Raw genomic sequence first — 23,522 nt, 5'->3', positions numbered from 1 at the left:
TCCCGCAAGGGCCAAAAATCAGGATGGCGACTTCAGTTCAGGCTGGCCGGATCGACGTTCGCGCCGCAAATGACCAGGCAGACGGTTTCGTCGGTTCGCGGCACATAGCGACCGCTGTGCAGCGCAGCCAGCGGCAAAGCCGCAGCAGGCTCGACAGCCAGCTTGAGTTCTTTCCACAGCCACAACTGCGCCGCCCGGATGGATTCATCGGTCAGCAGCAGCGCATCGCGCACCTGCGCCTGCGTGATGTCCCAGGCCAGGCTGCCGATGCGCCTGGCGCCCAGCGAATCGGCCGCGATGCCGCTGACCTCGACATCCACCGGCCGGCCGGCTTCACGCGCCCGGAACAAAGCGGGGGCCAGTTCCGGCTCCAGCGCCACCACGCGGCTGCGCTTCCCGAACCAGCTGGCCACGCCGCCAATCAGGCCGCCGCCGCCCACGCTGACCAGCAGCGAATCGGGCAGACCGCCCTGCTGTTCGATTTCCAGTGCCATGGTGCCGGCGCCGATCAGCACTTCGGGCTGGTCGTAGGCATGCGTCAGCAACGCGCCGGTTTCCTGCTGGCGCGCCAGGCAGGCTTGCAGCGCCTCGGCATAGGCGGCACCGCCGACCACCACGCGGGCACCCAGTGCAGCCAGCCGGGCACGCTTGGCCGGGCTGGAGAGGTCGGGAACAAACACTTCGCACGGCACACCGAGTTCACGGGCCGCCGCCGCCGTGGCAATGCCTGCGTTGCCGCCCGACGCCACGATCACGCCGCTGGGCGGAATCGGCTGGCACAGCAGGCGGTTGAGCATGCCGCGCGCCTTGAAGCTGCCCCCGGTCTGCAAGTGCTCCAGCTTGAGCCAGACTTCAGCGCAGTCCACGCCCAGTGCCTTGCCGGGCAGCTTCCACAGCGGAGTTTGATAGATAAAGTGGCTGTAGCGCTCGTCGAACGTACGCTTGCAGCTCTCTATTTGATAGCAATCAATGACTATTGACACTCAGTTCGACTGGTGCAGCTGGCTGCCGCCGAGTTCCAGTTGTTGGCCCTGTGCGTCCAGCTTGAGGCCCTTGGGCAGCGGAAACTTGATGGTTTCTTCAACCCCGTCCATCTTGCGGATCGACACCGCGCCCAGCGACTTGATGCGGTCAATCACCTGTTTGACCAGAATTTCGGGGGCCGACGCGCCCGCCGTAAGACCGACGCGTACCTTGCCGTCAAACCAGGCCTCCTGCAGTTCGCTGGCGTCATCGACCATGTAGGCCTCGGTGCCCAGCTTGGCGGCCAGTTCGCGCAGGCGGTTGCTGTTCGAGCTGGTAGGGCTGCCGACGACGATCAGGATGTCAACCTGCGGGCTGAGCAGCTTGACGGCGTCCTGCCGGTTTTGCGTGGCGTAGCAGATGTCCTGCTGCTTGGGCTTGCGCACCTGCGGAAACCGCGCCACGATGGCCGCGCTGATTTCGGCCGCGTCGTCCACGCTCAGCGTGGTCTGGGTGACCACCGCCAGGCGCTCAGTCTGCAGTGGCGAGATGCGCGCCACGTCGGCCACGTCCTCGACCAGGTGAATGCCGCTGTCAAGCTGGCCCATGGTGCCTTCGACCTCGGGATGGCCCTTGTGGCCGATCATGATGAACTCGTAGCCTTCCTTGTTGAGCTTGGCGACCTCGACATGCACCTTGGTCACCAGCGGGCAGGTGGCGTCGAAAATCTGGAACCCGCGCGCCCTCGCCTCTTCCTGCACCGCCCGGCTGACGCCGTGGGCGCTGAACACCAGCGTGGCGCCAGGCGGCACGTCGGACAGTTCTTCAATGAAAATCGCGCCCTTGACCTTCAGGTCGTTCACCACGTAGGTGTTGTGCACGATCTCATGGCGAACGTAGATGGGCGCGCCAAACTTGGCCAGCGCCCGCTCGACGATCTCGATCGCGCGGTCAACGCCAGCGCAAAAGCCGCGCGGTTCGGCCAGCAGGATTTCTTCAAGCTGCAGGGCGGACGGCACAGCAGACGAGGTGACAGGCGTGGGGTTATTTTTCACAGCACGCCGATCACGTGGACTTCAAACTCCACCGGCTGGCCGGCCAGCGGATGGTTGAAGTCAAACTGGACGGCAGTGCCGTCTTCCTTGACCTGCTGGACCGCGCCGGCGTACTGGCGCATGCCGTCGGGCGTGGGGAACTGCACGACGTCGCCCACGTTGTAACGTTCGTCCGGATCGCCCAGTTCGTTGAGCAGCTTGCGCGCCACCCATTGCACCAACTCAGGGTTGCGCTCGCCAAATGCTTCGCCGGCGGCCAGTTGAAACGTGGTGCGCGTGCCTTCCGGCAGGCCGAGCAGGCGCAGTTCGATGGCGGGCGACAACTCGCCGTTGCCCAGGCTGAGCGTGGCCGGTTTGCCCTCGAAGGTGTTGATGATGCTCGCGCCGCCGGGTGCCGCCATGCGGTAATGCAGCGTCAGAAAAGAGCCTGGCTCGACCACGAGGGGCTGTGCAGGCACGGTTGGGGATTGCAGAGATGACATAAGACTTTCGGACCAGCCAGAGTCGGCCAGCAACATGGACTGAACAGTGCCTATTGTAGAAAGCCAGGCTTGTGCAGGTTGGCCGGCAAGCCTTTTCATGCTTTTGCAGCGGGGTTCACGGCCAGGAATCACCCTGCACTGCGGCATACTGCAATTACTTTTGCTTGCAATTTTCCAAAAACGGCCTTCTCCATGCTTCTCAAAGACCTGCCCGCAGACGCCCGTCCGCGTGAAAAACTGCTGGCGCGCGGCCCTGCGGCACTCAGTGATGCCGAATTGCTGGCATTGCTGCTGCGCACCGGCCTGCCGGGCAAGAACGCACTGCAGATGGGCCAGGAGTTGCTTGACAACTTTGGCGGCGTGGCCGGACTGCTGCACACCGGACCCGAGGCGCTCAAGTGCATCAAGGGACTGGGGCCGGCCAAGCGTGCCGAGATCGTCGCCGTGCTGGAACTGGCGCGGCGCGCACTGGCCGAGGAACTGAAAGAAAAAGCCTTGTTTTCCACACCGCAGGCGGTGCGCGACTACCTTCAGCTGCAGTTGGGCAACCGGCCGCACGAAATTTTTGCGGTGCTGTTCCTCAACAGCCAGAACCGGCTGATTGCCCTGGAGGAACTGTTTCGCGGCACCCTGACGCAAACCAGCGTGTACCCGCGCGAGGTGGTGATCCGGGCGCTGGCGCTGAATGCTGCCAGCGTGGTGCTGGCGCACAACCACCCGAGCGGCGCAGCCGAGCCTTCGCGAGCGGACGAAATGCTGACGCACACCCTGAAAACCGCGCTGGCGCTGGTCGACGTCCGGGTGCTCGACCATTTCGTGGTCACGGCTTCGCAGTCGGTCTCGATGGCCGAGCGGGGACTGCTTTAGGATGGGGACCTTTGGCAATACCGCACGTCCATTTCCACTGTCACCATGTTTGCGCCCTCCTCCCCACGCCAGAAAAGCCTGCTGATCCGGGACTTCAAGGACCTGCTGCCGGTTCGCCGCGAACTGGAACTGCGCGCCCGCCAGGAAGCGCAACGGCAGGCCGAGGTGCGCGCAGCCGCAGCGCTGGTGCGGGCTGAAAAAGAGATGTTTTCACGCGCCGTCGGGCGCGTCATGGCTCTGGCCGCGCAACACCGGCCGGGCCACAAGTCCAGCCTGGAGCGGGCGCGGCCGGCACCGGTGGCCGAGCAGCGCCAGCGCGACGAGCAGGCCGTGATGCAGGAAGCCCTTTCGGACGGGTTCGATGTGGAAAGCCTGCTCGACACCGACGAATCCCTGAGCTTTCGGCGCCCCGGCATCGGACCTGACGTGGTCCGCAAGCTGCGCCGGGGCAACTGGAGCATCCAGCGCCAGCTCGACCTGCACGGTTTTCGGCGCGAGGATGCGCGCAATGCGCTGGGCCTCTTCATTCGCGAAGCCAACAAGGCCGGCGTGCGCTGCGTTCGCGTGGTGCATGGCAAAGGCCTGGGTTCGCCGGGCAAGACGCCGGTACTCAAGGGCCGGGTGCAAAGCTGGCTGGTGCAGAGGAAGTGCTGGCTTTTGTGCAGGCCCGGCCGGCCCATGGCGGCGCCGGGGCGCTGGTGGTGCTGCTGGTGCCGTGGTGACGGGCCAGGGCCTGAAACCGGATGTGCTATTTATTCAATAGCGTTCACCGCCCGTTTTTAAAGTGCAATAGTCATTTTTTACCCATAATTTTTAACTACTCAGCTCGCTTTTCAGGTTAGAGCGCGATGACATAAGGCTCTGTCAACCGGGGCTCGATCCGGAAACCATGAATTCTCCCCAGCGCGGTCATGGATTGCGGATCGAGCCTGCAACGACAAAAGAGAATACGAAGAGCTTCGACGAAGCTGAGTAGTTATTCCATTTTTAAATCATTTCGAGATTAGCCGCAAATCCGCAGACAGTGCTGTAGCACGGCAAGGCGAAGCAAAGGCATATCGGAATGATTTAGAAATGGAATCACCATAATTTATTGATTTTGCGAACATCTGACTGATGGCACAACGTCAGCAACAAAGAATGGTTTGAAGCCGCAGTGCAGCATGCTGTCGCCTTGCATGAAAAGCACTTGAGGAACACGCTGGCCTCAAGCAAACATTGCGGGGCGTCACTCGCCCCGGTTGCGCATCCAGTCGGCTGTCTGGAAAAACGACACATTGAGCCGATTGCGCAAGGCGTCGTCCACGCCGGTTTCCTGCATCGCCTGGTCCATGCAGGCCAGCCACTGGTCGCGCTCTTTGATGCCGATACTGCCGCCGCCGGTTTGCTGCGGCATATGGCGCTGTCGCAGGCGCGGATGGCCGAAGCGATCGGTGTAGTGTTGCGGGCCGCCCAGCCAGCCGCACAGGAACCAGAACAGGCGCTCGCGTGCGTTGTCCAGCGTGCTGCCGTGCGCGGCACGCAAGGCGATATAGGCGGGCTCCAGGTCCATCAGGTCGTAAAAACGTTCGACCAAAGCCTTGACGCATTCTTCGCCACCGATCCAGGCAAAAGGGGTTTCATGGAGCGGCGCTTCAGCGGGTTTTTCTTCAGTGTGCATGCAGAGGATTTTATAAACCCGCCAAACACCTTTGCCGCAAAGCTGAGAATCCGGGGATGGAGAACCGCTAGCAGGACTGGATTCCCGCCTTCGCGGGAATGACGACGCCGCGCAGCTGGCTTTTACTGGGCCTTGCGCAGTGTCTCCACCACGGGCGTGTTCAGCACGGCGCGCAGGCCCCACCAGCCGGCGGCCAGCGCCAGGGCCGCACCGGCCAGGCTGCCAAACACCGGCACGGTCCAGGAACCGGTCCAGCTGAAGTCAAACACATAGCGCGCCAGGCCCCAGCCAACCACCAGCGCCACCATCGACGCCAGGAAACCGGCCAGCAGGCCGACGCCGGCCAGTTCAGCGCGCTGCACTTGCCGCAACAGTGACGCCCGGGCACCCACGGCGCGCATGATGGCGAATTCGCGGGCGCGCTCCTCGCGGGTGGCGGTGATGGCGGCAAACAGCACCACCAGCCCGGCCGCCAGCGTGAAGCCGAACAGGAACTCCACCGCGCGGATCACCTGGTCCAGCACCCGCTGAACCTGCGCCAGCGTGCTGCTCATGTCCACATTGGTGATGTTGGGAAAGGCGCGTACCAGGGTGTTGTCAAAACTCTGCGGCCGGGCTTGCCCCTTGGCCGCCGCATCGGCGGGTTCGGGCGCGCGAAAGGCGCTGATGAAGGTCACCGGCACCTCGGCAGCCAGCTTGGCCACCGGGTACATCACGAAGAAGTTGACATGCATCGAGCCCCAGTCCACCTTGCGCAGGCTGGTGATCTTCGCCTCGCTGGTCTGGCCGGCAATGTCGAAACGCAAACTGTCGCCGAGTTTCAAGCCCAGGGTGTTGGCCAGGCCTTCCTCGACGCTGATGGCGTCTTTCTCGCCAGGGGTCCAGCGGCCGGCCGTGATGTCGTTGTGGACCGGCTTTTCTGCGCTGTTGGACAGGTTGAACTCTCGATCCACCAGCCGCCTGGCGCGGTCATCCTCGAAATTTTCAGGCGTGACATTCTTGCCGTTGATCGCCACCAGGCGGCCGCGAATCATCGGGTACCAGTCGAACTTCGTCACACCGCCCGCCTTCAGCGCCTGCTGGAAGGCTTCGCCCTGGTCGGGTTGCACGTTGATGACAAAACGGTTTGGCGCATCCGCCGGCGTCGACTGGCGCCAGCTGCTGATGAGGTCGGTGCGCAGCAGCACCAGCAGCATCAGTGCCAAGAGGCCAATGGCCAGGGCGCTGGTCTGCACTACCGCATACACCGGCCGGGCCGACAGCTGGCGCGTGGCCAGCACCATCCAGCGCGGCGCCGTGGCTTCGTTGACGCTGGCGCGCAGCAGCCTGACGGCGGCGTAACTGGCAGCGGCAAACACCAGCACCGCGCCGGCGAAGCCGCCGACGGCGATCAGGCCGAGCTTGAGGTCGCTGCTGGCGGCCATCAGCAAGGCGGCAAACCCGAGGATACCCACGCCCAGCACCAGCATCGACACCGGCTTGAGGTTGCCGACATCGCGGCGGATCACACGCAGCGGCGGCACCTGGGCCAGCTGCAGCACCGGCGGCAGGCCGAACGCCAGCAAAAGCGTCAGCCCCATGCCCATGCCGAATGCCGCCGGCCAGAAAGTCGCCGCCGGCAGGGTGGCGCTGACCAGCCCGGCCAGCAACAGCACAAACACGTAATGCACCGCAAAACCCAGCGCCACGCCCAGCGCGCTGGCCACCAAACCGGCCAGCACGAATTCGAAGGTGTAGGCCAGTGCAATCGTTCGCTGCGGCTGCCCCAGCACGCGCAGCATGGCGCAATCGTCCAGATGCTTGGCGGCAAAGCTGCGCGCCACGATGGCGACGGCCACGGCGCTGAGCAGCGCGGCCAGCAGCGCCACCAGGTTGAGGAATTTCTCGGCCCGCGCCAGCGTCTGCTGCATCTGCGGGCTGCCGCTGTCCAGCGATTCGAGCCGAGCGCCGCGCAGCGCTGTTTCGGCGCCCGGCTTGTTCAATTCGTCGGTGGCCCATGTGACATAGGACTTGACGGCTTTCGCGTCATCGCCCGCCACGGCAAAGCGGTAATTGGTCCGGCTGGCCGGCTGGATCAGGCCAGTGGCCGCCACATCCGACTGGTTGATCATGACGCGCGGCGAAAAGCTCATGAAGCCGGCGCCCCGGTCGGGCTCCTGGACGATCACGCGGGTAACGGTGAAACGGGCATCACCCATCAGCAGCGACTGGCCGATTTTCAGGCCCAGCGCATCGAGCAGCGCCGCATCCGCCCAGGCGGTGCCGGGCGCAGGAATGTCACGCGTCGGCTGTCCCGTGGTTTCATCCAGGCTGCCAGCCACTTTCATGCTGCCGCGCAAAGGGTAGCCTTCGGGAACGGCCTTGAACGCCACCAGCTTGCTGGCGCCGCCTTCCTCGTCCCGGGCGCGGGCCATGGTTGGAAAGGTGACGGTGGAAATGCCGTTCAGACCCAGCGACCGGGCTTTTTCAATGAAAACCGCCGGAACCGGGCCATCGCTGCGCACCACGGCATCGCCGCCCAGCAGTTGCAGGGCGTCGCGCTGCAGCCCGCCATTGAGCCGGTCGGCAAAAAATCCGACTGCCGTGAGGGACGCCACGGCCAGCGTGACCGCCACCATCAGCAGCCGCAATTCGCCCGCCCGCAGGTCGCGCAGCAGGGTTTTCCAGCCGAGCTTGAGAAAAAGAGTGTTCATGGCGTGACCTTAGCGCAGAACCGGTATGGGGTGCGCCCTGAAGGGTTGATGTGCAGGGCTGCACATCTTCGCCGCCAGGCTGGGGCTGCTGTGTGCTTAAGACAATTTTTACAAGAAAAATAGGCCTTTTTCGCATATCCAGCGTGCGTTGATAGCTATCAAAATAAGAGTATTTCTCGCGCAGGCCACCCGGCTCATCCCTGAACGGCTGAGGCAGGATGTGCCGCCAGCAAGCCCGGCTCCAGCCTGAGCCGCCCGGCATGGGTGTAACAAAGAAACCGCTTGTTGGTCGCCCGGCCAATCGCACACAAGCCAACCGATTGCGCAACCTGGTGGCCCATCTGCGTGATGCCGCTGCGCGACACCACCACCGGCACGCCCATCTGCGCCGACTTGATGACCATTTCGCTGGTCAGCCGGCCGGTGGTATAGAAGACCAGGTGCTGGGTGTCTGAGGCCGGGGAGCCCTCACCCCTGCCCTCACCCAAAGGGAGAGCGAGCAAGACGGGTACAGCGACATCGCCCAGCGAAGCTTCAGGAAGCAAGGCAGGAGCAGGGGCGTCTTCTCCAGGCGAGCCAGGGCCGCAGAACCGGCTTTGCCGGGCTGCAGGCGCAGCGGCCCCCTCGGGGGGCAGCGAACCACGCGAAGCGGGGAGCGTGGGGGCCATACACCACATCCAGCCGGCAATGGTGTCGATGGCGTTGTGCCGTCCCACATCTTCGACAAACAGCAGCATGTCGGATTCACCTGAGACGGTTGAAAACAGCGCGCAGGCGTGTACCGAACCGGCCGATTTGTACGTCGTTTCCTTGAGCCGGATGGTATTGACCAGCCCGTAGAGCTGGCTTTGCGTGATGACGGCATCTTCGGGCAGTTCGATCTGGTCCACCTCGTCCATCAGGCCACCAAACACGCTGCCTTGACCGCAGCCGGTGGTGACAACGCGGCGGGCGGTTTTTTCCTCGATGTCCTCAATGCCGTGACGTGTCTTGACGGCGGCGGCGCCCACGTCCCAATCAACCGTGATCGATTCGATATCGGCCACGCTGCGCACCAGGCGCTGGTTGCGCAGGTAACCCAGCACCAGCAGTTCGGGATTCGCCCCCAGTGTCATCAGCGTGACCAGTTCGCGCTTGTCCACATAGACCGTCAGCGCACGCTCGGCAGGAATCGAGACTTTTTGCAGTTCGCCAAATTCGTTGACCGCGTCAATTTCGCTGGTCAGGGGCGCCCGGGCTTGGGTCAGAAGGGGAAGTGTCATGAAAAAAGATTACCGTAAAAAAAGGCCGGCGCCTCGCGGCCCGGCCTTTCAGAATAAAAGAAACAGGAAATTAGGGTTTTTGAGCCGGATTCATGACGGCATCGGGCACTTTGCTGCTCGGAGGACTGGTGGCCGTAGCGGCCGGTGAATGAGCGCCTGAAGCTTCCAGGGGCTTGGGCGCTTCAGCCGGTGCGTAGGTGTAAGTGCCCGGATCAGCACAGGGTGGCGTGGCCGTAGCCGACTTGATTTCCTTGCTGGCAGCCTGGGCAGACATCCGGTAGCTGGCGGCCACCCGGTCCTGCACCTGGCACAGCTGGAAGGCATCGACCTTGCCGGCCCATGCAGACTTGGCGGCAGCTTCATCGGACTTGGCCTTCGCCTCGGGCGTTGGCGGCGGGAGCTTGGCCGCCACCAGCGAGCAGGCACCCAGCAGCAGGCTGGAGATCAGAAGTTTTTTCATGCGAATTCTCACTCGTTGGTTTATGCCTGCACGGCGGCAGGACCGGCGGACGGCGCAGGCTCGGTGCGCTGTGCGGGAATACGTCCCGCCTTGATGTCGTCGTACCAGTACTCGTGGTGTTCCCTGGCCCAGGTTTCATCGACGTAACCGGTTTTCATGCCTTGATAGGCGCCTTCCATGCCAATCGTGCCGATGTAGATGTGACCGATGAACATCGCCATCATCAGCACCGTGGCGACAGCATGCACCATGTGGGCGATCTGCATCGTGCTGCGCTCGTACAGCAGGCCGGGCAGCAGCATGTCAAGCACGAGTCCTGAGCCGATCACGACCATGCCCAGGAACAGCACGCCGCCCCAGAACACCACTTTTTCACCCGCGTTGAAGCGGTGCGACGGCACTTCCTTATCCGACAGGATGCCGCCACCCTTGAGCAGCCAGCGCAAATCGCCCTTGCTTGGCAGGTTGTCGCGCACAAAAGTGAAAAACACGACCAGCAGTGAAACGGCAAACACCGGTCCGGCAAAGTTGTGCAGGTTCTTGAGCGCATAAGCCAGCCAGCCAAAGAGCTGGCCACCCATGACCGGCAGCGCAAAGAATTTGCCGAAAGCCATCAAAATGCCGGAAATGGCCAGAATGCAAAACGCAATGGCATTGGCCCAGTGCGCTGAACGTTCAAAGGGCGTGAAGCGCTCGATTTTGCGGCCAGTGTTGGCGCCATGCTGCTTGATGCTGCCCTTACCCAGGTAGAACAGGGCTATGGCGCCGACCACGATCAGCAGCAAGGCGCCGCCGTAGGGAATCAACCAGTTGTTGCGCACCTGGCGCCAGGCTTCGCCGGCGTTGGTCAGGCGCGAACCGGGGTATTGCACAAACGGCTGGATCAGGTTACCCGCTTCAGGCGCCTGGCTTTTGGGCAGGCTGCTGTAGCCGGTCACGCCCTCGCCTACCTGGCGCCACATGGGGGCATTGTTGCCGGGCTGGACTTTGGCGCGTTCGCCATTGGTCTGGCTGGCATAACCGGGAAGCTCGCTGGCATCGGGCTTGACTTCGAAAATATTCTGTCCCTGGATGCCGCCAGCAGACGCAGACACGCCGGGCACAGGCTGAAGGGCGGCCGGTGCCGGTGCCGCCATGACGGGCACGGAAGCGACAGGTGCAGATGCAGGTGCCTGCGCAGCAACCGATCCAGCCAGGCCAATTGCTATTAAAAATATAGCTAATTGCGCATGTTTCATAAGGCCTCCGATCAGTTAATCTTGGAGTACTCGTTCTGGGTGTTCTGCATGCGGGTTTTCAGCCCCTGCTCCCAGCTGTTTTTGTCACCGGCATTCCAGCCCGGCGCGACAAAGGGGTTTTTCGCGCCCTCGAACGCGGCCACATGGCCCTTGTTGCCGCCCATGGTCTGCGGCTTTTCGCCGCATGCAGACAAGCCCGCCAAGGCAGCCAAAACCGGAATCAGCAGTGCAAGCCGTTTCATGATTTCGCTCCTGCTGGCGGCTGACCCGCCTGTTTCGAGCCATAAGCCGTGCCCCAGCCCCAGACTTCCGCGCCTTTGCCGCGCTGCACGACGCGGTTGCGGAAAATATCCGCCACCACATCGCCATCGCCCGCCAGCAAGGCCTTGGTGGAACACATCTCGGCACAAGCTGGCAATTTGCCTTCTGCCAGACGGTTGCGGCCGTATTTCTCAAACTCAGCCTGGCTGCCGTTAACCTCGGGGCCACCGGCGCAGAATGTGCATTTGTCCATCTTGCCGCGCACACCGAAGGTGCCGGTGGAGGGGAACTGCGGCGCGCCGAACGGGCAGGCATACGAGCAGTAGCCGCAGCCGATGCAGATGTCCTTGTCGTGCAGCACCACACCTTCGTCGGTGCGGTAAAAGCAGTTGACAGGACACACCGCCATGCAGGGCGCGTCGCTGCAGTGCATGCAGGCCACCGAAATCGATTTTTCGCCCGGAACACCGTCGTTGAGTGTCACCACGCGGCGGCGGTTCACACCCCACGGGACTTCGTTTTCGTTTTTGCATGCGGTGACGCAGCCGTTGCATTCGATGCAACGCTCCGCATCACAGACAAATTTCATGCGTGCCATTTTTATTCTTCCTTATGCTCGTTCGACATTACAAACGGTCGTTTTCGATTCCTGCATCATCGTCACGCTGTCGTAGCCGTAGGTCGTGCCGGTGTTGACGGCTTCGCCTCGCACCACCGGGTGCGCGCCTGCCGGGTAATAGGCCAGCATGTCGGCACCCTGCCAGCGTCCCGAAAAGTGGAAAGGCATGAACACGGTGTCGGGACCGACGCGTTCAGTCACCAGCGCCTGCACGTTGAGCCGCGCGCCGGTCGGCGTGCTGACCCAGGCGCGCTCGCCATTGCGAATGCCTTTTTCTGACGCGACCTTGGGGTTGATCTCAACAAACATTTCCTGCTGCAACTCGGCCAGCCAGGGGTTGGAGCGGGTTTCCTCGCCGCCTCCTTCGTATTCGACCAAGCGGCCTGAGGTCAGGATCATCGGAAACTTTTCATGCACCTTGTCGGCAATGTTCTTGTCCTGCAAGGTTTTGTACAGCGTGGGCAGACGCCAGAACGCCTTCTTGTCGTCGTGCGTCGGGTACTTTGCGACCAGGTCGGGCCGGATGCCGTAGAGCGGTTCGCGGTGCTGCGGGATTGCATCCGGGAAATTCCACACCACGGCCCTAGCCTTGGCATTGCCAAACGGATAGCAGCCGTGGTTTTTCATGACCACGCGGATGATGCCGCCTGACGCGTCGGTTTTCCAGTTCTTGCCCTCGGCAGCAGCTTTTTCGGGTTCGCTCAACTCGCCCCACCAGCCCAGCTTTTTCATCAGGATGTGGTCAAACTCCGGGTAGCCCGTGGTGATGTCCGCGCCCAACGAGTGCGAGCCGTCTTCGGCCAGCAGCGTCTTGCCTTCGCGCTCGACGCCGAAGTTGGCCCGAAAGTTGCCGCCGCCGTCCATGACGTGCTTGGAGATGTCGTAGAGGTTGGGCGAGCCGGGGTGCTTGAGCGAAGGGTTGCCCCAGCACGGCCATGGCAGGCCGAAGTAGTCGCCGGTGGTGTCGTAGCCGGTTTCCTTGTCTTTTCCGCCTTTGGATTTGAGCGTCTTGACGTCAAACATGTGCATGTTGCGCATGTGTGCCTTCAGGCGTTCCGGGCTCTGGCCGGTGTAGCCGATGGTCCAGCAGTTGCTGTTGATTTCACGCAGAATGTCTTCGGGCACGGGCTCGTCCATGCCCTTGACCTTTTGCATCTTGTAGTTCTTTGACAACTCCTTGCCAAAGCCCAGGCGGTCGGCGAACTGCTGCATGATCATGTGGTCGCTGCGGCTTTCCCACAGCGGCTCAATCACTTTTTCACGCCATTGCAGCGAACGGTTCGACGCGGTCACGGAGCCGCTGGTTTCAAACTGGGTGGCGGCCGGCAGCAGGTACACCGCGCGGTTCGGGTTCAGGTCTTCGGCCTTGCCCGGCATGGCGGCCATGGCGGCAGTAGCCGAAGGATAGGGGTCCACCACCACCAGCAGGTCGAGCTTGTCCATCGCCCGCTTCATCTCCAGGCCACGGGTCTGCGAGTTGGGCGCGTGGCCCCAGTAGAAGACGCCGCGCAGGTTGGAATCCTGATCGATGAATTCGTTTTTCTCCAGCACGCCGTCGATCCAGCGCGACACGGTGATGCCGGGCTTGCCCATCATGGCAGGCGAAGCGTAGCGGCCCTTGATCCAGTCAAAGTCAACACCCCAGGTCTTGGCGAAATGCTTCCACGAGCCTTCGGCCAGTCCGTAGTAACCTGGCAGCGAGTCGGGATTGGGGCCGACATCGGTGGCGCCCTGAACATTGTCATGGCCCCGGAAGATGTTGGTTCCTCCACCGCTTTTGCCGACGTTGCCCAGCGCCAGCTGCAGGATGCACGAGGCGCGCACGATGGCATTGCCAGTGGTGTGCTGCGTCTGCCCCATACACCAGACGATGGTTGAAGGCCGGTTCATGGCCATCATCTGGGCGGCCTTGAACACCTGGGCTTCAGGCACGCCGCAGGCCTCTTCCACCTTGTCAGGCGTCCATTTGGCCAGAACTTCTTCCTTGATCTTGTCCATGCCGTAGACACGATCGTTGATGTACTTGGTGTCTTCCCAGCCGTTCTTGAAAATATGATGCAGCACCCCGAAAAGGAACGGAATGTCGGAGCCGGAGCGGATGCGGATGTATTCGTCAGCCTTGGCGGCGGTTCGCGTGAAACGCGGGTCCACCACGATCATCTTGCAGCCGGTTTCCTTGGCATGCAGCATGTGCAGCATGCTGACCGGATGGGCCTCGGCGGCATTCGAGCCGATATACAACGCACACTTGCTGTTTTGCATGTCGTTGTACGAATTGGTCATGGCGCCGTAGCCCCAGGTGTTGGCCACGCCGGCCACCGTGGTCGAGTGGCAGATACGCGCCTGGTGATCGCAGTTGTTGCTACCCCAGAAACTCATCCACTTGCGCAGCAAATACGACTGTTCGTTGTTGTGCTTGGAAGAACCGATCACATACAGCGAGTCCGGGCCGCTTTCCTTGCGCAGGGCCAGCATGCGCTCGGTGATTTCGCTCAGTGCCGTGTCCCAGCTGATACGCTCGTACTTGCCGTTGACAAGCTTCATCGGGTAACGCAGACGGTATTCGCCATGGCCGTGTTCGCGCAGCGCAGCACCCTTGGCACAATGGGCACCCAGGTTGATCGGCGAGTCAAACACCGGCTCCTGGCGAACCCAGACGCCGTTCTCGACCACAGCATCGACCGCGCAACCGACGGAGCAATGCGAACAAACGGTGCGTTTCACCTCTATTTTTGAGCTGCCAGTGGTTTCACCAGGCGCGGCGGCACTGGCTTTTTTGACCAGAGTCAGCTGGGTCGCTGCCAGACCGACGCCAACACCCAGACCCGAGCGCCGCAAAAAAGCACGCCGGTCCATGGTGGGCAGGGCGTGGGAAAGGCCGCGTGTCAGGCTTTGCACAAAGCGCGGCGAACCTGCAAGGCGCGCTGTCAAGCCCGAAGGGCTGGAAGATTTTTTCGTGAGCAGCATGAAGCTCTCCGTGAGAATTGAAGAACGAATATCCGGAAAGTCGAATCAGACGCGCGCGGTCTTGTAATAGCGCTCGACATGCTCCGAAGCGCTGTAGCCGCCGCCCTTTTCAGGCGCGGGCTTGGGAACCGCAACCGCAACTTCCGCAACCTGCACTCGCGGCAGCGCCATCACGGCAGCAGCAGCTGCGCCAGTGGCTGCGGCACCGAAAAAGAAACCCCGACGCGAGGGTTTGGGCTGGCTTTCTTGCATTTTTTACTTCCTGAAATTTTGTCGATATGTATGTAGCAGTTTGCATAACTTTACGTCAGACCTAAACGCACCACAATGGTTCACGGTGATAGAGTCCAAAAACCAAGGGCAAACCATAGGTCATCTAGCGGCTTTTGCGGCACGCCCGGTGCTGAAAGCCCTTCTCACCCAAAGAGGGCGACCAAGGGCTGAAAGTAAAAGACTTCAGTCCAGCATGTCAAAACCCTGCGTTTCAACGCTGATGAAGGCCTGCGCAAAGCTAGAAAGCGTGCGGTAGAAACGCGCCTTTGGATGCCGCATGACAGCCTCGCACATCATGGGAAACCAGGGCTGCACATGGCGCGTAAAGAACTCGCGCTGGCGCGTCAGATTGGCGACTTCGACATCGTCGCCAGCAATCAGGTAACGCATGACTTCGCACAAATACGCCGCATGGTCTTCGGTCTCGGACATGGCACCGTCGCGCGCCAGGCCAAGGTTTGCCAGGTCGGTGCGCAGCGCTGCCAGCGGTTTTTCATTCAGGAAGCCGCTGAGGTAGTGGGAGCCGAAAAGATAGACCTCGGGCTTGCCCACGCCGCCGAACAGGGCATCGTATTCACGGCAGATTTCGTCCAGCGACTGTTCGCGTGCAGCAGCAACCAGCTCGCCCCATGGGCTTTCCAGCAGCCCGCCGGCTGCCGGGGCTTCGGTCACGGCCACGCGCAGCCTGTCGTACAGGTCGGCAGAGGGCGCCGCATAGAACAGCGCGGCGAGCAGGCCGTAGACCTCGGCACGCGCGGTTTCTTCGTCGAGGGTGGAGGCGGTGAGTTGGGCTTGCATGGATCGTTGCCTGTGAACTGGGGTGAACTGGGATTAACGGATGTCGGAAATCTTGACTTCGTTGTCGGCCGAGTAGATGTCGATCACGCGGCAGTCGCTGCACATCTTCAGGCGGTCAGCCGCCGCACCCTGGAACATGGCATGGCCGGCCAGCTTGCCCAGCATGGATTCAATCGCCTTGAGCGTGCCGAAAGGCTTGCTGCAGCGAATGCAGGCATAGGGCTGCATCTCGTTGATCACCACGGCTTCCTTGCGCTGCGGCGTGAGCCTGAGCTGGGGCACCAGCGTCAGCGCGTTTTCCGGGCAGGTGGTGACGCACAGGCCGCACTGCACGCAGTTCTTTTCAATGAAACGGAGCTGCGGTCGTTCGGCGTTGTCTTGCAAAGCGCTGGCCGGACAGGCGCTGACACAGCTCAGGCACAGGGTGCAGGCGTCCTTGTTGATGGCCAGCGCACCCAGCGGCGATGCAGCCGGGAGCGCAATCACTTCGGTCTTGAGCGACGTTGCCCGCATGGCCGACGCGACCGGCGCCTGCGCCATCAAATGGTCGAGCGCCAGCTCCAGCGTGGCGCGCTTGTCGGCCTGGACGGCAAAGCCGGCAGGCTGGGCAACGCCCTGCGCTGGTGCGGCCTGCAACTGGAGATCAAGCGCCGCCAGATCGCGCGCATCTTTTGCCTCCAGCAAACGGAAATGCTCGCCCGCAAAACCCAGCCCGGTGAGGATGGCCTGCGCCACGTCCATCTGCTCGCGCACGGCTTCACGGTATTGCGGCGCTTCTTCGCCGGTCATCAGCACCCAGACCTGCGACGCGCCATAAGCCACGCTGGAAAGCCACAGGTCCAGGCCGGTGGATGCGGTGTGAAAAAGGCCCAGCGGCATCACGCGCGCCGGCACGCCGCGAATCGCCGGGTCGAGCCGGGCCATGCGGCCCAGGTCGCCGAGCAGCCGAGTGCCGGCCTCCTGGCTGTGCAGCAGCAGCGCGGCGTGCTTGCCGCCGGCTTTGGCATACGTCGTCAGCAGCGTCTTGATTTTTGTGCCCTGCTCGGCAGGGCGCGGATAGGCATAGGAAATGGCGCCGGTCGGGCAGACCGTGGTGCAGGCGCCGCAGCCGACGCACAGGTTCGGGTTCACCTTGATCTGCTGGCGACTTTTTTCACTGCTGATGGCAGAGGCCGAACACACGTCGATGCAGGCGCTGCAGCCCACGGTGTTGTTGCGGCTGTGGGCGCACAACTTTTGCTTGTAGTTGAAGAACTTGGGCTTTTCAAACTCGCCCACCAGCGAACGCAATTGCAGCAGCGTGCGGCTGTCCTGGCCATCCCAGCGGAAATAGCCTTGCGGCAGCGCATGCTGGTTGAAGGCCGGCGCGCTTCGCAGGTCAAGCACCAGGTCGAATTTTTCGCTCAGTGCTTCAGGCTCGCGGCTGAAATCGATGGCGCCGGCGACGCCGCAAACCTTCACACACGCCCGGTGCGACTGGCACAGGCTCATGTCGATCTGGTAGTCAAAGCCGATCGCGCCTTCAGGGCAGGCCGACAGGCAGGCGTTGCAGCGGGTGCACAGGTCCAGGTCGATCGGGTTGCTGCGCGTCCAGTTCAGCTCGAAAGCGCCCAGCCAGCCGGTCAGCTGCCTGATCTGCCCGGCCAGCACCGGATAGCGCCGCTCCTGCAGCCCGCCGTTGCTGCCTGCGCCCAGGCTGAACAGTGTGACGTCGAGCGCATCCGAGACCAGTTCGGCAGCGCGCTCGGCGGCGTCAAGCGGGCCAATGATGAGCAGACGACCGGCGCTTTTATAGCTCACCGTTGGCACCGGCTCGGCATCGGGCAGATGCGCCAACGCCAGCAAGGCGGCGATCTTCGGGCTGGCCTGGGCCGCATCCTTGCTCCAGCCGCCGGTTTCGCGGATGTTGACGAATTTGATGACGGACGTGGCGCCTTCGGTTTGCTGCGCGAGTTCGTCAAACAGCCGGGTTTCCTGGGTGCAGGCGACGATGACGTCGTCGCCTGACTGGATGGCTTTCTGGAATGCGCCAGCTTCGCGCCGGCACAGTGTCGAATGCAGCGTCAGGTTTTCATCAAGTGCCGTGCCCAGCGCTCGGGGCTGAAGGGGCATGGTCTGGTTGCAGTCGCAAATGAGAGTGGGCATGGTCGTCGGTTTGGCTGGCGCCTGGGCTGTCTGAAAGCTCGGGCTGGCTGGAAGGTTCGGTTCCCTGGGGTTCCGCAAGGCTGGCGTCCGGTGAATTACCGGACGGTGCCACGGCTTCGGGCGTGGACTTGTTCAAGGCGTCGGATGGCAGGGGTTCGGGTGGCAGCGTTGCAGCCGCCTGCCTTTGTTCGTCTTCATCTGGCTCGTCAAAAATCTTCAGCATCTTGGCGCCGACCATCTGGCGCAGCATGGATTCCGGAATCGGGTCGGCGATGGAGTAGTCGCTGATGTAGATGTCGAGGCCATCCATCACGTTGTAATGCGGATCCGTGAACAGCTTTTTCATGGCGGCGTTGCGCACGTCGGCACCGACATTGCGGGCCATAAAGGGCTTGAAGTCGGAGTCCTGGGTGAGCACCTTCACATCGTCCAGCGACAGCAGCTTTTCAGATGGTTCTGCCGGCGGCGTCGCAGGCGCAGTAACCTGGGCCGAGTCGGCTACAAGCGCGGCGGGGGAAACGGCAAGGGAAGCCCCTGGAGCGGATTTCGCCGGCGCGGCAGGCTCGTCCAGCGGTTTGCCTTGCCGTACATCCGTCTTGCGCCGCGCCCAGCGGCCCAGGAATCCGGTGGGCTCTTCAGCCATGGCCGCCTCCGCCGCCGAACTTCTTCTCGGTGCTCACGCGGGCCGGGCTGCCGAAGCGGTCCACCAGCGGCTTGAAGCTTTGCGGGCGCTGGCGGCGCTTGGCCTCCAGCACATGGTGTTCATCAACGAAATGCTGCATCCACTGCACCACGTCGGGCGGTGCGGGGACCTGCTCGACGGTTTCCTGCGCGTCGAGCCAGCGGCCGGCGTCGTGGTAGCTCAGGGTGACGATGTGCGGCACGGCTGTAGGCTCTTCGGCCAGCGCCGCTTCTTCTTCCATGCGCCAGACCACCCAGAAACACGGCTGCGGCGTGGTGACATTGAGGTAATAGCCTTCGGCATCGCCTCGGTGCAACTCCACGCGGAAGCCGGGATGCAGCCAGCGCTCCTCGCGCTCGTCCTTCAGCAGCAGGCGCGGTTGCGTGCCAAAACTGGTCTCATGCGGCACCACATCGGCCAGTGTCCAGCGCCACGGTTGCCACACGTTGTCGATGTGCTCGCGGCGCATGACCACGGCCACATCCATGCAGGGGCGGCGAAGGGCGTCATCGGTCTCGGGGGACTGCATCAGGAAATCGGACATGGCCGGAGTGTACGGCGCACCTGATGCCCGCTGGAATCAAAGTCTTTTTCCGGACAGACGTCTGCGGTAGGATGCCACTTCAGCTTGCCTGCCATCTGCGAACGGTTTGAGGCGACGGGCTGGAGCACACGCTGGCAGGCATGGCCTGCTGCAATTTTGGCTGGAGATTCGATGGACCATCAGGCATATTCACGAAGGGGATGGGGTCAGTGGCTGGGCAGCATGACACTGCTGGCTTTCGCCGGTTGCGCCACGCAACCCGACCGCAGCCCGCGATCCCTGGACGCTTCCCGTACCGGGAGCGACATCGCGCTGTTTGCGCTGTCGCTGCTGGACAGGTCTTATGTGTCGGGCGGACGCGGCCCGGCTACCGGGTTCGATTGCTCGGGACTGGTGTCGCACGTTTATCTTGAGGCCGCCGGCATCGCATTGCGGGGAAGCGCAGCATCAATGGCCAAAATCGCGCGCCCGGTCAATACGGCCGACCTGATGGCCGGCGACCTGATGTTTTTCAACACGCTGGGTTATTCGTTTTCGCATGTCGGCATTTATGTGGGCGACGGGCGCTTCGTGCATGCCAGCAACCCGCGCACCGGCGTCAGGATCGACCGGCTCGACAGCAAATACTATGCGGCCCGGTTTGAGGGCGCCAAAACGGTACTGGGTTAAAGGTCGGCCTCCAGACTCAACGTCGCGCTCTTTCGTGGCCACACCGGACCGTCTATTGTGTGTCTTGCGAGCCCGTTTACAAGAAAGTGCCCGGTCTGGGCAAATCCCCGACCCTTCAGTCATCCGCTGCAAAATAAATAGCTGCTTGTGCATACCTGGTGTGCGTAAAACCCGTTTTTAAAACATGAACAACAGGTTTGACATGATCCTGACGGGCAAGGCCTTGTAACGCTAGCGCCACCGTCGTGCCGACTGAGGTCTGCGCCGTCAGAACAAACAATTTTTCCTGACCGGTGTCAGGGTGTTGCGGGTTTGGCTGCGGGTTTGGGTATTGATTTGAGGGCGGCTTTGCGGGTCGCCGGCAATGGCGCCCAGTCTGGTCGCACTTGGCGTTCGGTGTCCACCACTACCAGATAACGTCCCGGCGACGACACGGGTGTGCGGTCCTTGCGCAGCACCCATAACTTGTCACCGTTGGCCAGGGCACGGTCATAGTCTTCATCGAGCAGGCCTTGACGGTCAATGAACTCATTGAGGGTTGCCGGAATGCGCACGCAGCCTTCGGACTGTGCCGTCCCCAGGCGCGGCTCCGCCAGCACCGGGTCAGTGGAATGCATCTGCAGCCGCAGCTTGCCCATCGTCCCATCGGCCCAGCCACGTGGCGAGTCAATCCAGCCAAAGTCATAAATGCGCATGCCTTTGACGCCATAGCCACGAAAGCCGAGCCTGTTTTTCGTGCCCTCTGCACGAAAGTCCGGGTTCACCAACGAATGATCGAACACGCCAAGCGGCGTCAGGAAATGCTCATAGCGGCCCGGCAGGCCGGTCGATACCGGCGTAGCGCCGATGAAACGCCAGCCACTCTCGACCGAACCCCAATAGAGCAGCGCAGCCTGCACGTTGGGGCTGCGGTCCACCATCACAATAAATTGCGGCGCGGCCAGCGTCACTTGCGCTGTAGTCAGCGCGTTTTGGAGGCGCTTGGCATAGGCCTCGCGCTCATCGTCGGGCAGCAGCAAACGCGGCGCAACCTGTTGCGCAAACTCGGCTGCCAGCGGCACCGGGCTGGCAGCCGCCACGCCATCCATCAGGGTTTCCGCAGATGCCGCAGCGCTCAGGCTGCAGGCCAGAAAAGCGCCCAGCGCAAGCGCTGCAGACCGCCTGGATGGATCGCCGCAAGTCACCAGCCCAGCGGGCGTCCTTGACGGGAAATCCAGATCAATCGCGCTCCTGATGTACCTGTTTTCGAGCCATAGCGTGCCGAGGAGTCCAGTTTTCATGCGCTTGATTGTGCGTGTACACCGCCCGGAACACGGTAGGGCAGGACGCCGTGAACCAGAAATATCCAAAGCTTGATCACACCTTGCCCAAACCAGTCTCATATCACCCTTGGTCCTGCCCAGCAGCCGCTCATCAGGCCTTCGGGCTTTTTCAGCGCCCTCACCTGTGCGCTGGATTCCCAGGTGTCCAGCTGCACATTCAGGCCGGCATACACGCCATAACCAGCGCCTGCACGGATTTCATCTTTCGCCGACAGGCTCTCGCCGGCTTTGATGGAGCCATTGGCCTTGATGGATTCGCCGGACTTGATACCCCAGCCGGCTTCCAGGTGCATGCCGCCGCTGACGGACCCGCCTGCCAGCATGCCCTGCCCGGCGCGGATGCTGTCAGCGCAGACGATAGCGCCGCCCGCATTCAGGCCCTTGCCACACTCAAGCAGCCCGTGAACGATCAAATCCTGGCCGACAAAGGCATTGCCCTCTAAGGACAACTTGCCGTGGCAGATCAGGTCCCATGCGGCGCGCATGTCGCCACCACAAACCAGAGCTTGCTGAACCTCGATGCCCCAATCGGCCCGGATGCCGCCGCCCGTCTGGAGCGTGCCGCCGCTGTGGATGCTGCCGGCCACCCGGATATCTTCGCCTGCCACGATGGCGCGACCGGCGCGCAAGCCGCCGCCGGCCCGGATGGAACGCCCGGCCTGAATCACGGTATCGACATCGATGCCGCCTCTAACCTCCACGCTGCCCGCGAAAACAATCGCCTCGGCGCCCAGCGAATCAACGCTCAACACCTCGTTGGTGGGGCCAAACTGCGTCAACAGCCAGCAGGCATCATCGACCCGCCCGGCACTGACCAGCGTGTCCAGCGCGGCCTGGTAGCCGCTGCCGTCTTCCACGTTGCGCACAAACCAGCGAAAGCCATCGGCGCAGGGATTTTTGGCACGAAGAAATCTTTTGGTGAATTCCATGGTCTTCAATCCGGTTCAGTCACGAGGCACACAGCGCATGCGTGCTGAACGGACTCAGGCTTGGCGCGAGCGCTTGAGGCGGTCATGCCGCATGGCGCGGGGGCCGTCGGATGAAAGGCAGTTCGGCAGGCAGGCAAGCGTTCGCCGTCGTTATCTGGATACATGACGCATCTCCGTCGGGTGCGGCCGGGTCTGACGTCAGCAGACGGCCGCTATCGCGCTGAGCGGGTGCCCGGCGATGGATGGTTTGCGCAAAAAAGAGGAAAGGTTATCGCCGGGCGGAGGAATGTGCGACCGGCTTGTACGGCCAGGTCTCGCACGCAACAGCGCACCTCACCACAGGCAAGCGGTGCATGGAGCCTGCTCCAGGGTGAGGAAAAATGGGATGCATGGGTAGAAAACAGTGCCGGGGGATGCTGATAATTTTAGCAGTCTGGATTTTTACGTCAAAAGTCAGCCGTTTTTTGATACCGCCTTGCTGCAAGACAGGTCGGAGATGACAAGCACCTTGAAGCAAACATAGGAAACGAACAGTGCACCTGCACCATGCAGAACACGCATGCAGTTCATGATCAATGCCATCGAAAGCTTGCAAACGCATGCAGCAAACGATGGCGACTGCAACCAATGCCGCTACGATCACATGCCCGCTCAATCTGCTGGCAGCCTTTCCCCGAACGCGCAGCATAGGCAAGGGAAAGCCCATCCCCTACCTGATCAACTCTGGAGTATCTTTAAATGATGACAAGAAAAGTGCTTTTTCTGGCGGCTGCGGCGGCTGCGGCCAGTCTTTCGCTCACGCAGTTTGCGTACGCCGGGCCACGGCTTGACAAAATCATGGCAAGCAAGGTAATCCGCGTCGGCACGCCGGGCGACTATCGACCGTTCGCCATCAAGAGCGATGCGGGCTTTGCCGGCCATGACATCGACGTCATTGAACTGATGGCCAAGGAGATGGGCGTCAAAGTCGAGTATGTGCAGACCTCATGGCCCAACCTGATGAAAGACATCCAAGCGGACAAGTTTGATGTGGCGGTCGGTGGCATTACGCGCAATATCGGGCGAATCCGCTACATCGAGATGCTTCCAGGCTACGCGCCCTTCGGCAAGGTCGCGCTGGTACGTGCGGCTGACAAAGCAAAATACATGAGCCCGGAAGACCTGAACAAACCCGAGGTTCGCGTCATCAAGAATCCAGGCGGCACCAACGAGGCCTATGTGCTGGACAAGCTGAAGTTGGCCCAGGTCAGCACGCATGACAAGAATGCTGAAATTCCCGGCTTGATTGCCGAGGGAAAAGGCGACGTGATGATCACCGAAACCTATGAAGCACTGCACTACAGCAAGGCAGATCCGCGCCTTTATGCGGCCTACATTGATGCGCCGTTGACGCCGAAAAACAAGCTTGGCTTCATGATGCCAACCGATGATGCTGATTACTCCCGTGTCATGGCTTTCACCTGGGATGTGCTGGACACGCGGGGCCAGCTGAAACAGGCCGCTGACAAGTGGCTGAAGTAAGCGGGTCTGTCGCCGGTCGACGCTAAAGGCGAGGCAGTGGCACGGGAAGCAGGGAAATTGCTTTCACTGTGCAAGCGCGCACCGCAAAAGATGCGGTCCGGATCCACAATCA

The 23,522-nt window shown here is 62.1% G+C and carries 21 protein-coding genes and 1 pseudogene; 4 read left to right on the top strand and 18 right to left on the bottom strand.

Annotation, left to right across the window (positions count from 1 at the left end):
* Nucleotides 1–32 precede the first annotated feature (32 nt).
* The 3 genes from GZ092_RS17430 to GZ092_RS17420 are packed head-to-tail and all read right to left on the bottom strand — an operon-like array spanning nt 33 to nt 2,500.
* Complete coding sequence (locus GZ092_RS17430) at nt 33–977, bottom strand: threonine/serine dehydratase (protein ID WP_293638278.1); 945 nt, start codon at nt 975–977, stop codon at nt 33–35.
* 6 nt (nt 978–983) lie between these two features.
* Nucleotides 984–1,970 (bottom strand): 4-hydroxy-3-methylbut-2-enyl diphosphate reductase, encoded by a 987-nt coding sequence (gene ispH / locus GZ092_RS17425; protein WP_293638276.1) that lies wholly within the window; start codon nt 1,968–1,970, stop codon nt 984–986.
* Between the two features lie 44 nt (nt 1,971–2,014).
* Nucleotides 2,015–2,500, bottom strand: coding sequence for an FKBP-type peptidyl-prolyl cis-trans isomerase (locus GZ092_RS17420; RefSeq protein ID WP_293638262.1), 486 nt, complete (start codon nt 2,498–2,500; stop codon nt 2,015–2,017).
* Between the two features lie 192 nt (nt 2,501–2,692).
* Between GZ092_RS17420 and radC the strand changes: the two genes are divergently transcribed.
* Complete coding sequence (gene radC, locus GZ092_RS17415; RefSeq protein WP_293638261.1) at nt 2,693–3,367, top strand: DNA repair protein RadC; 675 nt, start codon at nt 2,693–2,695, stop codon at nt 3,365–3,367.
* A gap of 45 nt (nt 3,368–3,412) precedes the next feature.
* Nucleotides 3,413–4,089 (top strand): annotated as a pseudogene (locus tag GZ092_RS17410) (Smr/MutS family protein).
* 506 nt (nt 4,090–4,595) lie between these two features.
* Here the strand turns inward: GZ092_RS17410 and GZ092_RS17405 are convergent.
* From GZ092_RS17405 to GZ092_RS17345, 13 genes are all read right to left on the bottom strand, one after another.
* Nucleotides 4,596–5,027: a group II truncated hemoglobin gene (locus GZ092_RS17405; protein ID WP_293638260.1), complete on the bottom strand. Its 432-nt coding sequence runs from the start codon at nt 5,025–5,027 to the stop codon at nt 4,596–4,598.
* A gap of 122 nt (nt 5,028–5,149) precedes the next feature.
* Nucleotides 5,150–7,720 carry an FtsX-like permease family protein gene (locus GZ092_RS17400; protein ID WP_293638258.1) on the bottom strand — a complete coding sequence of 857 codons (2,571 nt, stop codon included), beginning with the start codon at nt 7,718–7,720 and terminating at the stop codon, nt 5,150–5,152.
* Nucleotides 7,721–7,914: 194 nt separating this feature from the next.
* Nucleotides 7,915–8,982 carry a formate dehydrogenase accessory sulfurtransferase FdhD gene (locus GZ092_RS17395; protein WP_293638257.1) on the bottom strand — a complete coding sequence of 356 codons (1,068 nt, stop codon included), beginning with the start codon at nt 8,980–8,982 and terminating at the stop codon, nt 7,915–7,917.
* A 70-nt stretch (nt 8,983–9,052) separates the two neighbouring features.
* Complete coding sequence (locus tag GZ092_RS17390) at nt 9,053–9,442, bottom strand: hypothetical protein (protein WP_293638256.1); 390 nt, start codon at nt 9,440–9,442, stop codon at nt 9,053–9,055.
* A 20-nt stretch (nt 9,443–9,462) separates the two neighbouring features.
* The gene (locus tag GZ092_RS17385; protein ID WP_293638255.1) at nt 9,463–10,680 is read right to left on the bottom strand and encodes a formate dehydrogenase subunit gamma; all 1,218 of its coding nucleotides are present in this window, start codon (nt 10,678–10,680) and stop codon (nt 9,463–9,465) included.
* Nucleotides 10,681–10,691: 11 nt separating this feature from the next.
* Nucleotides 10,692–10,922, bottom strand: a complete 231-nt coding sequence (locus tag GZ092_RS17380) for a hypothetical protein (RefSeq protein ID WP_293638254.1) — start codon at nt 10,920–10,922, stop codon at nt 10,692–10,694.
* Nucleotides 10,919–11,539 carry a formate dehydrogenase FDH3 subunit beta gene (gene fdh3B, locus GZ092_RS17375; RefSeq protein ID WP_029525759.1) on the bottom strand — a complete coding sequence of 207 codons (621 nt, stop codon included), beginning with the start codon at nt 11,537–11,539 and terminating at the stop codon, nt 10,919–10,921. The genes GZ092_RS17380 and fdh3B overlap by 4 nt, the downstream gene beginning before the upstream one ends.
* 12 nt (nt 11,540–11,551) lie before the next feature.
* Nucleotides 11,552–14,527: a formate dehydrogenase subunit alpha gene (locus tag GZ092_RS17370; protein WP_293638248.1), complete on the bottom strand. Its 2,976-nt coding sequence runs from the start codon at nt 14,525–14,527 to the stop codon at nt 11,552–11,554.
* 45 nt (nt 14,528–14,572) lie between these two features.
* Nucleotides 14,573–14,779 carry a formate dehydrogenase gene (locus GZ092_RS17365; RefSeq protein ID WP_293638246.1) on the bottom strand — a complete coding sequence of 69 codons (207 nt, stop codon included), beginning with the start codon at nt 14,777–14,779 and terminating at the stop codon, nt 14,573–14,575.
* Nucleotides 14,780–14,983: 204 nt separating this feature from the next.
* Complete coding sequence (locus GZ092_RS17360; protein WP_293638244.1) at nt 14,984–15,598, bottom strand: molecular chaperone TorD family protein; 615 nt, start codon at nt 15,596–15,598, stop codon at nt 14,984–14,986.
* A 33-nt stretch (nt 15,599–15,631) separates the two neighbouring features.
* Entirely contained in the window at nt 15,632–17,710 is a 2,079-nt protein-coding gene (locus GZ092_RS17355; RefSeq protein WP_293638274.1) for a 4Fe-4S binding protein, read from the bottom strand.
* Complete coding sequence (locus GZ092_RS17350; RefSeq protein WP_293638242.1) at nt 17,673–18,386, bottom strand: DUF3306 domain-containing protein; 714 nt, start codon at nt 18,384–18,386, stop codon at nt 17,673–17,675. Before GZ092_RS17350 ends, GZ092_RS17355 begins: the two co-directional genes overlap by 38 nt.
* Complete coding sequence (locus tag GZ092_RS17345) at nt 18,379–18,969, bottom strand: DUF3305 domain-containing protein (protein WP_293638240.1); 591 nt, start codon at nt 18,967–18,969, stop codon at nt 18,379–18,381. Before GZ092_RS17345 ends, GZ092_RS17350 begins: the two co-directional genes overlap by 8 nt.
* A 171-nt stretch (nt 18,970–19,140) precedes the next feature.
* On the opposite strand from GZ092_RS17345, the gene GZ092_RS17340 reads away from it, so the two are divergent.
* On the top strand, nt 19,141–19,638 hold the full coding sequence (locus GZ092_RS17340; RefSeq protein WP_293638238.1) for a C40 family peptidase: 498 nt from the start codon (nt 19,141–19,143) through the stop codon (nt 19,636–19,638).
* A gap of 296 nt (nt 19,639–19,934) precedes the next feature.
* Here the strand turns inward: GZ092_RS17340 and GZ092_RS17335 are convergent, their stop codons facing one another.
* Both GZ092_RS17335 and GZ092_RS17330 read right to left on the bottom strand, forming a co-directional pair.
* Complete coding sequence (locus tag GZ092_RS17335) at nt 19,935–20,918, bottom strand: L,D-transpeptidase (protein WP_293638237.1); 984 nt, start codon at nt 20,916–20,918, stop codon at nt 19,935–19,937.
* 98 nt (nt 20,919–21,016) lie between these two features.
* Nucleotides 21,017–21,889: a hypothetical protein gene (locus GZ092_RS17330; RefSeq protein ID WP_293638236.1), complete on the bottom strand. Its 873-nt coding sequence runs from the start codon at nt 21,887–21,889 to the stop codon at nt 21,017–21,019.
* Between the two features lie 738 nt (nt 21,890–22,627).
* Between GZ092_RS17330 and GZ092_RS17325 the strand changes: the two genes are divergently transcribed.
* Nucleotides 22,628–23,410, top strand: coding sequence for a transporter substrate-binding domain-containing protein (locus tag GZ092_RS17325; RefSeq protein WP_293638235.1), 783 nt, complete (start codon nt 22,628–22,630; stop codon nt 23,408–23,410).
* Nucleotides 23,411–23,522: the final 112 nt, after the last annotated feature.

Origin of the sequence: Polaromonas sp., assembly GCF_010365105.1 — a bacterium.
In the GTDB taxonomy this organism is placed as follows: domain Bacteria; phylum Pseudomonadota; class Gammaproteobacteria; order Burkholderiales; family Burkholderiaceae_C; genus Polaromonas.
This window is presented reverse-complemented; position numbering and strand designations above follow the sequence as displayed.

Excerpts from the sequence above, each read along its gene's own strand:
- GZ092_RS17335 (WP_293638237.1), bottom strand. The coding sequence starts at position 20,918 with ATGAAAACTGGACTCCTCGGCACGCTATGGCTCGAAAACAGGTACATC.
- fdh3B (WP_029525759.1), bottom strand. The coding sequence starts at position 11,539 with ATGGCACGCATGAAATTTGTCTGTGATGCGGAGCGTTGCATCGAATGC.
- GZ092_RS17330 (WP_293638236.1), bottom strand. The coding sequence starts at position 21,889 with ATGGAATTCACCAAAAGATTTCTTCGTGCCAAAAATCCCTGCGCCGAT.
- GZ092_RS17355 (WP_293638274.1), bottom strand. The coding sequence starts at position 17,710 with ATGCCCCTTCAGCCCCGAGCGCTGGGCACGGCACTTGATGAAAACCTG.
- GZ092_RS17380 (WP_293638254.1), bottom strand. The coding sequence starts at position 10,922 with ATGAAACGGCTTGCACTGCTGATTCCGGTTTTGGCTGCCTTGGCGGGC.
- GZ092_RS17345 (WP_293638240.1), bottom strand. The coding sequence starts at position 18,969 with ATGTCCGATTTCCTGATGCAGTCCCCCGAGACCGATGACGCCCTTCGC.
- GZ092_RS17365 (WP_293638246.1), bottom strand. The coding sequence starts at position 14,779 with ATGCAAGAAAGCCAGCCCAAACCCTCGCGTCGGGGTTTCTTTTTCGGT.
- radC (WP_293638261.1), top strand. The coding sequence starts at position 2,693 with ATGCTTCTCAAAGACCTGCCCGCAGACGCCCGTCCGCGTGAAAAACTG.
- GZ092_RS17390 (WP_293638256.1), bottom strand. The coding sequence starts at position 9,442 with ATGAAAAAACTTCTGATCTCCAGCCTGCTGCTGGGTGCCTGCTCGCTG.
- GZ092_RS17385 (WP_293638255.1), bottom strand. The coding sequence starts at position 10,680 with ATGAAACATGCGCAATTAGCTATATTTTTAATAGCAATTGGCCTGGCT.
- GZ092_RS17360 (WP_293638244.1), bottom strand. The coding sequence starts at position 15,598 with ATGCAAGCCCAACTCACCGCCTCCACCCTCGACGAAGAAACCGCGCGT.
- GZ092_RS17325 (WP_293638235.1), top strand. The coding sequence starts at position 22,628 with ATGATGACAAGAAAAGTGCTTTTTCTGGCGGCTGCGGCGGCTGCGGCC.
- GZ092_RS17395 (WP_293638257.1), bottom strand. The coding sequence starts at position 8,982 with ATGACACTTCCCCTTCTGACCCAAGCCCGGGCGCCCCTGACCAGCGAA.
- GZ092_RS17370 (WP_293638248.1), bottom strand. The coding sequence starts at position 14,527 with ATGCTGCTCACGAAAAAATCTTCCAGCCCTTCGGGCTTGACAGCGCGC.
- GZ092_RS17350 (WP_293638242.1), bottom strand. The coding sequence starts at position 18,386 with ATGGCTGAAGAGCCCACCGGATTCCTGGGCCGCTGGGCGCGGCGCAAG.
- GZ092_RS17405 (WP_293638260.1), bottom strand. The coding sequence starts at position 5,027 with ATGCACACTGAAGAAAAACCCGCTGAAGCGCCGCTCCATGAAACCCCT.
- GZ092_RS17420 (WP_293638262.1), bottom strand. The coding sequence starts at position 2,500 with ATGTCATCTCTGCAATCCCCAACCGTGCCTGCACAGCCCCTCGTGGTC.
- GZ092_RS17340 (WP_293638238.1), top strand. The coding sequence starts at position 19,141 with ATGGACCATCAGGCATATTCACGAAGGGGATGGGGTCAGTGGCTGGGC.
- GZ092_RS17400 (WP_293638258.1), bottom strand. The coding sequence starts at position 7,720 with ATGAACACTCTTTTTCTCAAGCTCGGCTGGAAAACCCTGCTGCGCGAC.